The organism is Mesorhizobium sp. WSM4935 (assembly GCF_029625735.1).
In the GTDB taxonomy this organism is placed as follows: Bacteria; Pseudomonadota; Alphaproteobacteria; order Rhizobiales; family Rhizobiaceae; genus Mesorhizobium.
Genome location: NZ_JARTVR010000004.1, coordinates 1 through 13,783, shown reverse-complemented (window position 1 = coordinate 13,783; position 13,783 = coordinate 1). Strand labels below are relative to the sequence as shown.

Annotated in this window: 11 protein-coding genes; all 11 read right to left on the bottom strand. The window is 65.7% G+C overall.

All coding sequences use genetic code 11. The features are described from left to right. Positions 1 to 3: 3 nt before the first annotated feature. Positions 4 to 2,673 carry a nitrate reductase gene (locus tag P9273_RS11690; protein ID WP_278049055.1) on the bottom strand — a complete coding sequence of 890 codons (2,670 nt, stop codon included), beginning with the start codon at positions 2,671 to 2,673 and terminating at the stop codon, positions 4 to 6. Positions 2,674 to 2,676: 3 nt separating this feature from the next. Then, positions 2,677 to 3,006: a nitrite reductase small subunit NirD gene (gene nirD / locus P9273_RS11685; protein WP_278049054.1), complete on the bottom strand. Its 330-nt coding sequence runs from the start codon at positions 3,004 to 3,006 to the stop codon at positions 2,677 to 2,679. A gap of 5 nt (positions 3,007 to 3,011) precedes the next feature. Next, positions 3,012 to 5,462, bottom strand: coding sequence for a nitrite reductase large subunit NirB (nirB, locus tag P9273_RS11680; RefSeq protein WP_278049053.1), 2,451 nt, complete (start codon positions 5,460 to 5,462; stop codon positions 3,012 to 3,014). A 17-nt stretch (positions 5,463 to 5,479) separates the two neighbouring features. Continuing rightward, a complete protein-coding gene (locus tag P9273_RS11675) occupies positions 5,480 to 6,781 on the bottom strand; it encodes an MFS transporter (protein WP_278049052.1) in 1,302 nt (433 codons plus the stop codon). Positions 6,782 to 6,845: 64 nt separating this feature from the next. Continuing rightward, on the bottom strand, positions 6,846 to 7,019 hold the full coding sequence (locus tag P9273_RS11670; RefSeq protein ID WP_278049051.1) for a twin-arginine translocation signal domain-containing protein: 174 nt from the start codon (positions 7,017 to 7,019) through the stop codon (positions 6,846 to 6,848). A 320-nt stretch (positions 7,020 to 7,339) separates the two neighbouring features. Next, positions 7,340 to 8,566: a CmpA/NrtA family ABC transporter substrate-binding protein gene (locus P9273_RS11665; protein WP_278049050.1), complete on the bottom strand. Its 1,227-nt coding sequence runs from the start codon at positions 8,564 to 8,566 to the stop codon at positions 7,340 to 7,342. Continuing rightward, positions 8,563 to 9,165: an ANTAR domain-containing response regulator gene (locus tag P9273_RS11660; RefSeq protein WP_278049049.1), complete on the bottom strand. Its 603-nt coding sequence runs from the start codon at positions 9,163 to 9,165 to the stop codon at positions 8,563 to 8,565. The genes P9273_RS11665 and P9273_RS11660 overlap by 4 nt, the downstream gene beginning before the upstream one ends. Next, positions 9,147 to 9,398 (bottom strand): hypothetical protein, encoded by a 252-nt coding sequence (locus P9273_RS11655; RefSeq protein ID WP_278049048.1) that lies wholly within the window; start codon positions 9,396 to 9,398, stop codon positions 9,147 to 9,149. Before P9273_RS11655 ends, P9273_RS11660 begins: the two co-directional genes overlap by 19 nt. Before the next feature lie 56 nt (positions 9,399 to 9,454). Beyond that, positions 9,455 to 10,786, bottom strand: a complete 1,332-nt coding sequence (locus tag P9273_RS11650) for an HlyD family type I secretion periplasmic adaptor subunit (protein ID WP_278049047.1) — start codon at positions 10,784 to 10,786, stop codon at positions 9,455 to 9,457. After that, positions 10,783 to 12,510: a type I secretion system permease/ATPase gene (locus tag P9273_RS11645; RefSeq protein WP_278049046.1), complete on the bottom strand. Its 1,728-nt coding sequence runs from the start codon at positions 12,508 to 12,510 to the stop codon at positions 10,783 to 10,785. Before P9273_RS11645 ends, P9273_RS11650 begins: the two co-directional genes overlap by 4 nt. 34 nt (positions 12,511 to 12,544) lie before the next feature. After that, positions 12,545 to 13,783, bottom strand: a 1,239-nt coding sequence (locus P9273_RS11640; RefSeq protein ID WP_278049045.1) for a VCBS domain-containing protein, incomplete at its 5' end; no start/stop codon positions are given.

Genomic DNA, 13,783 nt, shown 5'->3' with positions numbered 1-13,783 from the left:
AGCTCACTCCGCCGCCTGCACCTGGCGGGCGTCGATGATCGCCCGGATCTCGGAGCGGCACGAGCCGCAATTGGTGCCGGCGCGCAATGTCGAGCCGATTGCTTCGAGGCTGTCGCATCCGGAAGCCACCGCCGACGCAAGCTGGTTGGCGCCGACATGGAAGCATGCGCACACAACGCGGCCGATGGCCGGCATCGGCACCGGCGAGCGGCCGGATAGAAGCGCATGACGATCGGCTGTCGACAGCGGCTGGCGGGTGGCCAGCAGCGACACCAGCCAGTCGCGCGTGGGCAACTGGTCCGGAGTGGCGACGAGCAGGGCTTCGGCCATGGCGCCGGCATCGTCGATGGCGGCGGCGCGATAGGCGAGGCCGCGGCGGTCGGTGTATTCCAGGATCTGGTCCTGCCGTTGCACGCTTAGCAGCTTGCGCGCCAGAAGAATGCCCTGGTCCGGCGGCTCGGTACCGGTCAGCTCGTAAACCCAGCCGCCGTCGACCGCATATCGGCTCCAGTGGACGAAACCCGTCGGCCTGAGATCGCGGCGGGTGATGAGCACGCCGGCCCAGCCGGTCTCTTCCCGCACGATCCGGACCGGAACGTGCTTGAGTTCCGGCTGGCCGGAATGCGGATCGGTGACCGGCGAGGACAACAGGCCGGCGGAAGCCCTGGCCGCGAACTGCCCGCTCCAATGCATGGGCATGAAGGCTTGGCCGCGCCGCTGTGCGTCCGCCACCCGCACCCTCGCGCGGACGAAGCCGAAGCGCGTCGAAAGCTGGGCGAGGTCGCCATCCTTGAGATGACGCGCGGCCGCATCCGCCGGATGGAGATCGACCGCAGGTTCCGGCGCGTTCGCCATCAGACGCGGCACATTCCCGGTGCGCGTCATCGTGTGCCACTGGTCGCGCAGCCGGCCGGTGTTAAGGGCCAGCGGATAATCGGTATCGACCGTGAATGCCGTTGCCTCCTGCCGCACCGGTACGAAGCGCGCGCGGCCTTCCGGCGTCGGGAAACGGCCGTCAGCGAACAGCCGCGTCCGCTGCTCGTGCCGCTCCGGCGTGGGCCAGTGGCGCGGCGCGAAGGCGGCGTAGCCGGCGTCGTCGAGGTCCGCCAGACCGCCGAGATCGAACAGGCGCTCGCCGTTGTTCTCGAAGGCGGAGAGCGCGGCGTGCTCGCCGAAGATCTCGGCCGGTGACTGGTAGGCGAAGGCATCGCCAAAGCCCATGCGGGCGGCGACCTCGCAAATGATGCGCCAGTCGGCGTTCGCTTCGCCAGGCGGCGGCAGGAACGGCCGCTGACGCGAGAGGCGCCGCTCCGAATTGGTGACTGTGCCGTCCTTCTCGCCCCAGGCAGCGGCCGGCAGCAGCACGTCCGCATAGCGCGTGGTGTCGGTGCGGGTGACATCCGAGACGGCGACGAAGTCGCATTTGGACAGCGCCACACGCACGCGCGAAGCGTCCGGCATCGAGACCGCGGGATTTGTGCCCATGATCCACAGCGCCTTGATGCGGCCGTCGGCGACCGCCTGGAACATGTCCACGGCCTTCAGCCCGGCGCGGCGCGCGATGCCGGGCGCCTTCCAGAAGCGAGAGACCCGGTCGATGTTTGACTCGTCCGCGAAGTCCATATGCGCAGCGAGCTGGTTCGCCAGACCTCCCACCTCGCGGCCGCCCATGGCGTTCGGCTGGCCGGTGACCGAGAAGGGCCCCATGCCGGGCTTGCCGATGCGGCCGGTGGCGAGATGGCAGTTGATGATGGCGTTGACCTTGTCGGTGCCATGCGCCGACTGGTTGACGCCCTGGCTGTAGACGGTGACGGTCCGCTCGGTGCCGGCGAAGAGATCGTAGAAGGCCTCGACGTCGGCGGCCGCCAATCCGCAGCCTTTGGCGACACGCGCGATCGACGGCGCATCGGCGCCGGCCAGCGCGGCTGCGGCGTCGAAGCCGGACGTATGCTCGCGGATGAAGTCTAGATCGATCTTTCCGCTGTGGACGAGATGCGCGAACAGGCCGCTGAACAAGAGCACGTCCGTGCCGGGATCGAGCGCCAAGTGCAGATCGCATTCGTCGGCCGTGGCGGTGCGGCGCGGGTCGATGACGACGATTTTCGTCCCACGCTCCCTGCGCGCCGTAAGCATCCGCTGGTAGAGGACGGGATGGCACCATGCGGTGTTGGAGCCGGTGAGCACGATGAGATCGGCGCACTCGAAATCCTCATAGACGCCAGGAACGATGTCCTCGCCGAAAGCGCGGCGGTGGCCGGCGACGGACGAGGCCATGCAGAGTCGCGAATTGGTGTCGATATTGGCCGAACCGATGAAGCCCTTCATCAGCTTGTTGGCGACGTAATAATCCTCGGTGAGCAATTGCCCCGAGACGTAGAAGGCGACCGAATCCGGCCCATGCTCGGCAATTGCCCGCGCGAATTTTGCGGCCACAAGGTCGAGCGCTTCGCCCCAACTCGCGGGCTTGCCGCCGATTTCGGGGTAAAGCAAACGGCCGTCCAGGCCGAGCGTCTCGCCGAGCGCGGCACCCTTCGAGCAGAGCCGGCCGAAATTGGCCGGATGCTCGGGGTCGCCGCGGACGGTTGTCTTGCCGTCCGCGGCGATCTTGGCCAGCACGCCGCAGCCCACCCCGCAATAGGGGCAGGTGGTCTTCACCTCGCGTGCTTCTTCCATGCCTCAGGCCGCTTTCGAAGCCAGCGCTTCGAGCGCGATGAACAGCCGTTCACCCTCGACCTTGACCGGGATCGTCCTGACCGAGCCTTCGTCGGCGCCGAGCGCTTTGCCGGTCTCCAGCGAGATCACCCAGTTGTGCAGCGGGCAGGTCACCGCCGCACCATGGACGATGCCCTGGCTGAGCGGCCCGCCCTTGTGCGGACAGTGGTCGTCGATGGCAAAGACCTGGTCGTCCGCGGTGCGGAAGACCGCGATCTTGCCTTGCGGGGTGGCCACGCAGCGCGCGCCGCGCATCGGGATGTCGGCGATGGAGCCGATTGCAATCCAGTTCATATTGGTCATTCCGCCGCCTCAGCGAAGCCGACCGTGGCAAGTGGCCGGAACTCGTGCTTGTCCTTGCCGGAGACGCGCTCCGACCACGGGTCGACCTGCGCGAATTTCTGGGAAAAGACGAAGCGCTCGAAATAGGCGCGGCGCTTCTCGACGTCGTCCAGGATCTGCTTCTTGATCTCGGCGGTGCCGACGCGCTTGGCCCATTTGTAGATGCGCTCCAGATAGCGCGCCTGCTCGCGATACATCTGGACGAGCGCCACGATCACCTCCAGCGCCTCGTCCTCGGTCTTCACCAGGCCGAGCACTTCGGTGCCCTTGATATCGAGGCCGGCGGCGCCCGCAAAGTGGATCTCGTAGCCGCTGTCGACACAGACCACGCCGACATCCTTGCAGGTCGCTTCCGCGCAATTGCGCGGGCATCCCGAGACCGCCATCTTGACCTTGGCCGGAGTCCAGGAGCCCCACATGAATTTCTCGATGCGGATGCCAAGTCCCGTCGAATCCTGCGTGCCGAAGCGGCACCAGTCGGAGCCGACGCAGGTCTTCACCGTGCGCAAGCCCTTGGCATAGGCATGGCCGGAGACGAAGCCGGCCTTGCCGAGATCGGCCCACACCGCCGGCAGGTCCTCCTTGCGGATGCCCAGCATGTCGATGCGCTGGCCGCCGGTGACCTTCACGGTCGGGATGCGGAACTTGTCGACCACGTCGGCGATGGCACGCAATTCGCTGGCGCTGGTCACCCCGCCCCACATGCGCGGCACGACCGAATAGGTGCCGTCCTTCTGGATGTTGGCGTGCACGCGCTCGTTGATGAAGCGCGACTGATAATCGTCGGCATATTGGTCCGGCCAGTCGCAGACGAGATAGTAGTTGAGCGCCGGCCGGCATTTCGCGCAGCCGCAGGAGGTCTTCCATTCGAGTTCCTGCATGATGGCGGGGATCGTCTTCAGGCCCTTCGCCTTGATCAGGCGCCGCACGTCGTCGTGGCCAAGCGTCGTGCAGCCGCACATGGGCTGCACTGCCGCCGGATTGTAGGCCTCGCCCAGCGTGAGCTTCAGGAGCTGTTCGACGAGACCCGTGCACGAACCACATGAGGCCGAGGCCTTGGTATGGGCGCGCACGTCGTCGAGGCCGGTCAGGCCCTTGGTTGTGATCGCGCCGGTGATCTTGCCCTTGCAGACGCCGTTGCAGCCGCAGATTTCCGCATCATCCGCCAGTGCCGCAACGGCCGCCAAAGGGTCCGAGGAAACGCCTCCCTGGAACGCCTGTCCGAAGATCAGCGTGTCCCGCATCTGAGAGATGTCGGTCGCCTTCTTCTTGAGGTCGTTGAACCAGGCGCCGTCGGTCGTCTCGCCGAACAGCACCGTGCCGATGATGCGGTTGTCCTGCAGCACGACGCGCTTGTAGATGCCTGCCGATGCGTCGCGAAGGATGATCTCCTCGCGGTCGTCGCCGTCGGCGAAGTCGCCCAGCGAATAGAGGTCGATGCCGGTGACCTTGAGCTTGGTCGGCGTGTCGGAGTGGACGAAGCGCTTGTCCTCGCCATCCGCCAGCCTGGCAGCCGCGACACGGGCCATCTCGTAAAGAGGCGCGACCAGCCCGTAGACATGGCCGCCGACCTCGGCGCATTCGCCGAGCGCCATGATCGCAGGATCGGACGTCTGCATGCGATCGTCGACGACAATGCCGCGATTGACCTCCAGCCCGGCTTCCTTGGCAAGCGCGCTGTTCGGACGGATGCCGACCGCCATCACGACCAGCGTCGCCGGGATGATCGTGCCGTCCATAAGCTCGACACCCTCGACCTTGCCATTGCCGACAATTGCCTTGGTGTTGGCCTTGGTCATAACCTTGATGCCGCGCGCCTCGACGGCTTTTTGCAGCAGGTAGCCGGCGGCGGGATCGAGCTGGCGTTCCATCAGCGTCGGCATGACGTGCAGCACGGTGACGTCCATGCCGCGCTCCTTCAGCCCGGCAGCGGCCTCAAGGCCGAGCAGCCCGCCGCCGATGACGATCGCCTTGGCGCGCGACTGCGCGGCAAGCAGCATGGCGTTGACGTCGTCGAGGTCGCGGTAGCTGAGCACGCCGGGCAGGTCCTTGCCCGGCACCGGGATGATGAAGGGCACCGAGCCGGTGGCGATAACGAGCCGGTCATAGCTCGCGGTCACGCCATGGTCCGAGGTGACGGTCCGCGCTTCCCGGTCGATGGCGACGATCCGGTGGCCCTTGTAGAGCGTGATTCCGTGCTTGATGTACCAGCCGTCGCCATGGATGACGATTTCCTCGAATTCCTTCTCGCCCGACAGCACCGGCGACAGCATGATGCGGTCGTAGTTCACGCGCGGCTCGGCGTTGAAGATGGTCACGGCGTAGCGGTCGGGTGCTGCCTCCAGCAGGTGTTCCAGCATCCTGCCCGGCGCCATGCCATTGCCGATGATGACGAGTTTTTCGCTCATATCCGGTCAGCTCCGATCTATTCGGCGGCGTAGGAAAGGGACGGGCTCTTGACCTCGGCCGCGCGCTCCATCCGGCGAACGGTGACGTGCATCCAGACGAGGCAGGAGACGACGATCAGGAAGAGCAGCATGAAGCAGCTCGACCAGACGCCGGTGAGGTCGTTCAGCGCGCCGAAGGCGATCGGCAGGATGAAGCCGCCGAGACCGCCGATCATGCCGACGACACCGCCGACCGCGCCGACGCTCTGTGGGTAATAGGCCGGGATGTGCTTGTAGACGGCTGCCTTGCCGAGGCTCATGAAGAAGCCGAGCACGCAGGCGACGGCGATGAAGGCGAGCGGGCCGATCTCGACATGGAAGGGGATCGGCCCGCTGATGCCGCGCACGACATAGTCTGCCGAGGGGAGAGACAGAACAAGCGTCGCGACGGCACAAACGCTGAAGGTCCAGTAGAGCACGGTGCGGGCGCCGATGCGGTCGGAAAGTACGCCGCCATAGGCGCGGAAGATGCTTGCGGGGATCGAATAGGCGGCGCCGATCATTCCGGCGGTGGCGATGCCGAAGCCGTAGACGCCGATGAGATAGCGCGGCAGCCAGAGCGACAGCGCCACGAACGCGCCGAAAGAAAAGAAGTAATAGAAGGCAAAGCGCCAGACCTGCAGGTTCTTCAGCGGCGCGAATTCCTGCCAGAAGCTCCTCGCGGGCATCGCCTTGCCGGCGCGACGTTCGCGGATGACCGGATCGTCGCTGGTGGTGAGCCAGAACACGATCGCCATCACGACCAAGGCAGCGGCCCAGATCAGCGCCACCGACTGCCAGCCCCAGGCAAGCAGCACGAGCGGTGCCAGGAACTTAGTGACCGCCGCGCCGACATTGCCGACGCCGAAAATGCCGAGCGCGGTGCCCTGTTTCCCGGCTGGGAAGAAGCGCGAGACATAGGCGACGCCGACCGCGAAGGAGCCGCCGGCTAGCCCGACACCGAGCGCGGCGAGCAGCATCTGCCCATAGGTATGCGCGAAGGCGAGCAGGAAAGTCGCGACCGCTGCCGCCAGCATGGTGAGCGTGTAGACGAGGCGGCCGCCGTAACGGTCGGTCCAGACGCCGAGCACCATGCGCACGAGCGAGCCGGTGAGGATCGGCGTGCCGACGAGCAGGCCGAACTCGGTCTCGTTGAGCCCAAGCTCCTGCTTGATGCGCACGCCGATGATGGAAAAGATCGTCCACACCGCAAAGCAGACGGTGAAGGCGATGGTGGACATGACAAGCGCCTGCCGGGAGCTACTGTCCTGGCTTTGCGCGGCTGGGAGGTTTGCGGTCATGGTCGGCTCCGGTTTGCGGCGTGGGAGGCACCGCGTGTTCTGTTGGTCAAAGGCGCGGCATCGGTCAGCGCGGCGAGAGCGGGCCTTGCGCGGTCACTTGCGGACCCTTACCCTCGGTTTCGTGATTGGCCGGGAACAGCAGCAGCGCCGCGATGAACAGCGCCGCCGTCAGCGCGCTGCTCGCCAGGAAATCGCGGCGGGTGAAATCCTTGAGCGAGGATCCGATCCATCTGGTCATCGTCGTCTCCGGTCCAAAACGAAAAAAACTGCCGTCCAGGCCTCTCGCGTCCGTACATCCGGGATCGCGCGGTGACCTGAGCGGCAGCTTTGCCTGTGGCGCCCGCCATTGGACGCCTGTTCCATTGCCCGCGAGCGGGCTCGATTATTTCAAAGCACGAAGCGTGCCAGTTTCGCGCGGAACCTGAAACTCACGGAAAATCAACGAATTGGGAGTTTTGACCCTCGGCCACGCCGAGCGGCGGCGCGGTCAAACATTGATCAACGGCATAGACATGCAGCATAATTTTTGTGCAATGCACAAGAATGGCGCGCAAACGATCAGGTGCGTTTCTGGCCCGCGATATAGGTATCGATCCTGTCCGGATCGAAAATCTGGCCGTCGAAAAATCCGTCCGGGCCGAGCATGAGGCTTGCCCCTGCCGAGCCGACCGGCGTCGCCGTCTTCAAGGCCCCTTCGACCTTGGCATTGGCGCCCGGCAGCGCCACGCCGAGCGGCTTCAGCGCCGAGCGATAAAGGTCGGGCCGGTAGCAGTCGCGGGCGATGGCAAGATTTTGCGGCGTGTGCGGCAATTGTCCCCAGCGCACCATCTGCGTGTAGAACCAGAGCGCGTGGCTCTTCCAGGGAAAGTTCGCCGCCTTGTCGAAGGGCAGGAAGAAATCCTCCACGCTCCGTTCCGCGCCGCCGCCAAGCTGAAGGCGTCCGGTGAGCGCCGGCATCTGGATCGCCTCCGGCTGGCTGAGGAAGGCGGATCTTGCCATCAGCGCGGCCAGCTCACCGCGGTTCGCAGGATCCTGGCACCAGCGGGCGGAATGATACAGCGCCCTCAAGAGCGCCGCCAGCGCGTCCGGATTCTCTTCGGCCCAGCTTCTGCGCACGCCGATCACCTTTTCGGGGCTGTTGCGCCACAGCAGCGCCTTGACGGCGACGATGCGGCCGGTGCCGGCCGCCACGGCGGCGCTGTTCCAGGGCTCGCCGACGCAATAGCCGTCGATGCGGCCCGCCGCCAATGCATCAGCCATGAAGGGCGGCGGCACGATGACGATCTCGATGTCGCGGTCGGGATCGATGCCGCAGGCGGCGAGCCAGTAGCGCAGCTCGTAATTATGGCCCGAGTGCGGATGCACGACGGCGAAGCGCAGCGGCTCGCGGCCGGCGCCAGCTCGCTCGCGGATCAAAGCGCCGAGCGCCGCCCCGGCACGCGCCGGATCGAGATCAGCCGTGGCGCCATGCGCCGCCATGCCTTCCCACAGCGTGTTGGACACGGTGATGCAGTTGCCGCCGAGCCCGAGCGAGAACGGCACGATGGTTTCCGACGCAAGCGGCGTGAGGCCGAGGCTGCAGGCGAGCGGCATTGGCCCAAGCATGTGGGCGACGTCGAAATGGCCGATGGCGATGCGGTCGCGGATGTTGGCCCAGGACGTCTCGCGATTGAGCTTGAGCTCTACGCCCTCGCGGGCGGCAAAGCCCATCTCGCCGGCTGCGACCAGGACAGCGCTGTCGAACAGCGGCATGAAGCCGGCGGTGATCTCATGCGTCGTGCTCATTCGCCCTCCAGCGGACCCAAAAGCCCCGCCGCCGTCACCAGGCTCTGGGCGATCTCGGCAATCTTGCGGTTCTGGTTCATGGCGGTCTTGCGCAGAAGCGCGTAAGCCGCCTCCTCGCTCAGGCCCCGCGACTTCATCAATATTCCCTTGGCCCGATCGACGACCTTGCGGTTCTCGAGCTCGCTGCGCGCTTCCTCCAGTTCGCGCGCCATGCGCGAGAAGGCGTTGAAGCGGCTGATCGCCATGTCGAGGATCGGCTTGATGCGCTCCTTCTTCAGCCCGTCGACCACATAGGCGGACACACCGGCATCGACGGCCGCCTCGATCGAGGCCTGGTCGGAGCGGTCGACGAACATGGCGATCGGCCGTTTCACCGCGCGCGAAAGCTGGAACATGTTCTCCAGCATGTCGCGGTTCGGATTTTCCAGATCAATGACGATGACATCCGGCTCGAGCTCGGCGATGCGCTTGGCGATGCCGGCCACGTCATGGACCACGGTGACATGCCGATGGCCGGCGTCCCGCAATCCGGCCTCGATGATCGAGGCGCGGATGCGGTTCTCGTCGATAACAAGGATGGTCAACGAACCGGCGGACATGCGCCTATTGTGCAGGCGGACCGGATTTGTGCAATGCGGCAATCGATCGGATCAGGCAGAGCCTGTTCATCCTGAATGATCGCGCCGGAATAGTTCGCGCTTTCCGGCGCTTCTGCGAGCAGTACCACGCCAAGGCGGAAGGGCCGGCGGCGGGCGCGGCATTGGACCGGCTGCTCGACGCCAAGCGGCTGATCGCCCGTCTCAGCGACCCAATGGCCGCCGTCTCCACCCATCGCGCGCAGCCTCCCGATCGAGAATGCTGTTGCGCAATCATAGGCTCGAGGCGCTCTCAATCCTCCCTGAAGGCATGAGCAAAACTGTCGGCGACCGGCTGGAAGAGATATTCGAGCATGGTTCGCTTGCCGGTGACAACGGAGACGTCCACCGGCATCCCCGGATATAGCTTCACCTGCGGAAGCTTCCTGAGTTCATCGGCGCCCACCTCGACCGTCCCCCGGAAGAACGTCGCCCCGCTGCGCTCGTCGACCTCGGCGTCGGCTGACACACGGGTGAGCGCGCCTTCCACCGTAGGCGTGGTTCTCTGCTTGTAGGCAACGAGCCGCACCGTCGCCGGCAGGCCGGGGCGAACGACATCGATGTCAAGCGGCTGAATCTTGACGTCCAGCACCATCTTGTCCTGGTCCGGAACGAGATCGAGGATGATGCCCCCCGGCGGTACAACTCCGCCCGGCGTGAAATAGCGAAGGTTCATCACCACCCCGTCCTCCGGCGCGACGACATCCCGGCGCGCCGCGCGTGCGCCGGTCTTCTGAAGCGCCTTTTCGAGCTCGGAGCGTTTGGTCTGAACGTCACGAAGGTCCTCGGCGGCCTTCTTGATATACGAAAGCCGGCCATTATCGATCTGCGCATTGGCCTCGGCGACCTGCTGCCGCAGGCTTTCTATATTCGCCCGGTTCGCGTCTGCCTCGCCCTGGACCGCGAGGATCTGCCGCTCCAGCTGGAGCACCCGCGACTTAATCCCGTAGCCTCTCTTGAGGAGTGTGCGGGCATCCGCCAACTCTTCCCGCAGAGACGGCAGCTGGACCTCGAAGGCCGCAACGCGCGCGGCGAGCGACGACATCTGGGCATGGTACTGGGCGATCCGCTGCTGCCAGACCTCGACCTCCGATGCCTGCACCTTGGCTTGGTCCCGAAAGATGCGCTCCTGTCCGGCCATGGCCTCGGCGACGGCCGGTACGCTTCGCCGGGCCGACAGGTCCGCCGGAAAAGGAATCGTGCTCAGGCCGTCGCGCTGCGCGATCAGGCGGGCTTCCCCGGCCAGCGCGGAATCGAGTTCGCCGCGCACGGCATCGCGATCGGACTCCGCATCGAGCCCGTCGAGGCGGACCAGTATCTGACCCTGCTTGACCAGGTCTCCCTCCCGGACCAGGATCTCCCGGATAATGCCGCCTTCCAGGTGCTGTATGGTCTTGCGATTGCTGTCGACCTTCACCACCCCGGGCGCGACCGCCGCGCTCGTCAGCGGCGCGGTGGCCGCCCAGACGCCGAAGCCGCCGAACAGCAGGCCGATGACGGTCAGGCCGCCGAAGACATGGGCGCGTACCGCCGGCCAAGCGGGCGGTGGCGGCGGCATTTTCAACGACAGCGCGGCTTCCGTCATGACCCAGTCCTTTCGGAGCTGACGACCCGGACCTGCGGCGCGGCGGACTGCTGCTCGGGACGGCGCAGTTGCGCAAGCACGCCGTCGCGCGGGCCGAACATCTGCGGCTGGCCGTCGTTCAGCACCAGGACGCAATCGACGTTCACCATCAGCGACGGGCGGTGGGCGACGATCACCACGGTCGAACCTGCCTCCTTCATCGCGGCAATCGCCTGGTTCAGGGCTTCCTCGCCGACGGCGTCGAGATTGGAGTTCGGCTCGTCCAGCACCACCAGCGCCGGACGGCGATAGAGCGCCCTGGCAAGTCCGATGCGCTGGCGCTGCCCACCGGAAAGCACGGAACCCTGTTCGCCGATCTCGGTATCGTAGCCGTTCGGGAGCTTGAGGATCATCTCATGCACGCCGGCCATCCGGGCGGCGGCCACAATCTCGGCCGGGTCTCCCTGCTCCATGCGGGCGATGTTCTCGCGGATCGTGCCGGGAAAGAGTTCGACGTCCTGGGGGAGGTAGCCGACATATGAGCCGAAGTCGGTTCGGTTCCAGGAAAACACATCGACACCGTCCAGCCGAAGCCGGCCCTGCTGCGGCGAAAGCATGCCGACGATCAGGCGGGCGAGCGTCGACTTGCCTGCCGCCGACGGCCCGATGACCGCAAGCACCTGGCCCGGCGGCACGACGAAGGAGAGGTTCCTCAGTACGGGCTCCTTGGCGCCGGCTGGCGTATAAGCGACAGCCTCGACCGAAAGCCGCCCCTGCGGGCGCGGCAATTCCATCCCCGGCGGGCGGAGCGAAGGAGCCTCGAACATCCGGTCCAGCCGACGCCAGGCCTCGCGCGCGGCGGTGGTCTGCTTCCAGGTGGCGATAGCCTGTTCGACGGGCGCGAGTGCGCGCGACATGATGATCGAGGCCGCGATCATGGCGCCGGGCGAGACTTCGTGGCGCAGCGATAGCCAGGCGCCGAGCCCCAGCACCGCGACCTGCAGGAACATCCGGAACGGCTTGGTGAAGGCGTTGATCAGGCCGGCCCAGTCGCTGGCCGTCGTCTGCAGCGCGAGCACGGACGCATTGGCCGCATCCCAACGCCGGGCGAGCACGCCGCCCATGCCCATCCCGTCAATGACTTCGGCGTTGCGGAAACCGGCATCCGCCGCCTGGTAGGCGCGCGCGGAAGCGGCATTGGCCTGTTTGAGCGTGCCCGCCGTCAGCGCGTTGTTGGCAAGGGCGAGGCAGAAAAGCACGATGGCGCCGCCCAGCGCCAGAAGCCCGAGCAGCGGATGAAGCAGGAAGATGAAGCCGAGATAGAGCGGCATCCACGGCGCGTCGAACAGCGCCATGATGCCGCCGCCGCCGAGATAGCCACGCAGCGTGGCGAGGTCACGCAGCGCCTCGGTGCGGTAGGAGGAGCCGCGCAACGCGTTCTCAAGCCCGCGGCCCAGTACCTGCGGCGACAGCACACGGTCGATCCAGGTGCCGAGCTGCACCAGCAGCCGCGAGCGGAAGAATTCGAGCGCGCCCATTGCAGCCAGTGCCGCCGCAGCAATCAGCGTCAGGTAGACAAGCGTCTCGACGCTGCGGCCCGGCAGCACGCGGTCATAGACCTGCAACATATAGATCGAGGTCGAGAGCACGAGCAGGTTGATGACGAAGCTGAACCCCGCCACCGCGGCGAAACCGCCGCGGCAGCGAGAGAGCACAAGCTTGAGGGGAGAGAGGCCCTGCATCATCTTACCTGCCGCCCTCTGCCATTTTTCGTGCCTGTCAGGCGTGCAGGTTGAAATCGCTGGCACTGAGCGTGGAGACCCCCATCAAGTGGATTTCGATGATGTGGGCGCCACCTGTCACACTCTCGGTCGAGCTTCCGGTATTGGCATAAACGATCATGTTGCCACTCCCATCGCTCTGCCAGGCAACGGTATGAGCGGCCAGATTTCCTGCCGAGACCGTGCCGGTTGTGGTCAGGCCAAGGGCATTCGCAAAGTCGATGAAGTCGTGACCCGACGCGCCCGTCCCATGCTGGAAATCGAGAATGGTGTCGAAGACCGCATGGGTTGAATCTGTTACCGCCTCGAATCGGAAATGATCATCCCCGGCTCCGCCGCTCAACCAGTCGGCGCCACCAAGGCCCTTGATCGTATCGTTGCCGCTTCCGCCGAAGATGTAGTCGACGCCGCTGGAGCCTGTCAGCCCGTCGGTGCCGGCACGACCGTCCGCTATGTTGGGATTCGTGCTGCTGAGAACGATCCCGTCATCCCCGTTTCCGCCGCTGCTGCCGTTGCCGATCCAGACATTGAAAGTTTGCGGCGACGAAGAAGCAGCATGGTTGTCGGTCGCGGTGACTGTGAGCGTCCCGGTCAGTATCTGTCCCGTTGGCACGTTGACAATCAGTGAGCCGCTGCTGGAAACGGAGACCGAGCCGTTGCTGTTGGGGCCGGGTGTGAAAGTGCTCGTGAATGTGACGGTGTCCTGGGCATCGGGATCTGTCGAAACAAACGAGCCTAGGCTCGGAGCCTGTCCATCCGGCGATGGCGTCGAGCTTGGAACGAAGACCGGGGCACTCGGCGCATGGTTGGTCACGGGTTCATCGGCACCGTTCACCGTGATGTCGATGATATGATCAGTGCCGTCTACCGACGTTACATGGATCTGATCGTGCGGATGGTCCGCGGAGTTCAGAGCCTGAACGTTGGCGGCGCCATTGTTGAGCGTATAAACCCAGTTGCCGGCGGCATCGATGGTCAACGACCCGTATGTGCCCGCGATCGGATTGCTGCCATCGTGCACCTGGAACGAGCTCTGGCCTGCGTCAGGGTCGGTGGCGCTTAACGTGCCGCTCGCGTTGAACACCGCATCTTCCGTCACCGAACCGGTGCTGCTGCCGGTGATCACCGCCGCATCGTTGGTGCCGTGCATGGTGACGGTAAGCACCTTGCTGGTGCCGTCCGCGGTCGCCACCGTGATGCTGTCGGTGTAGTCCTGGCCGCCCACGAACTCGTTGTG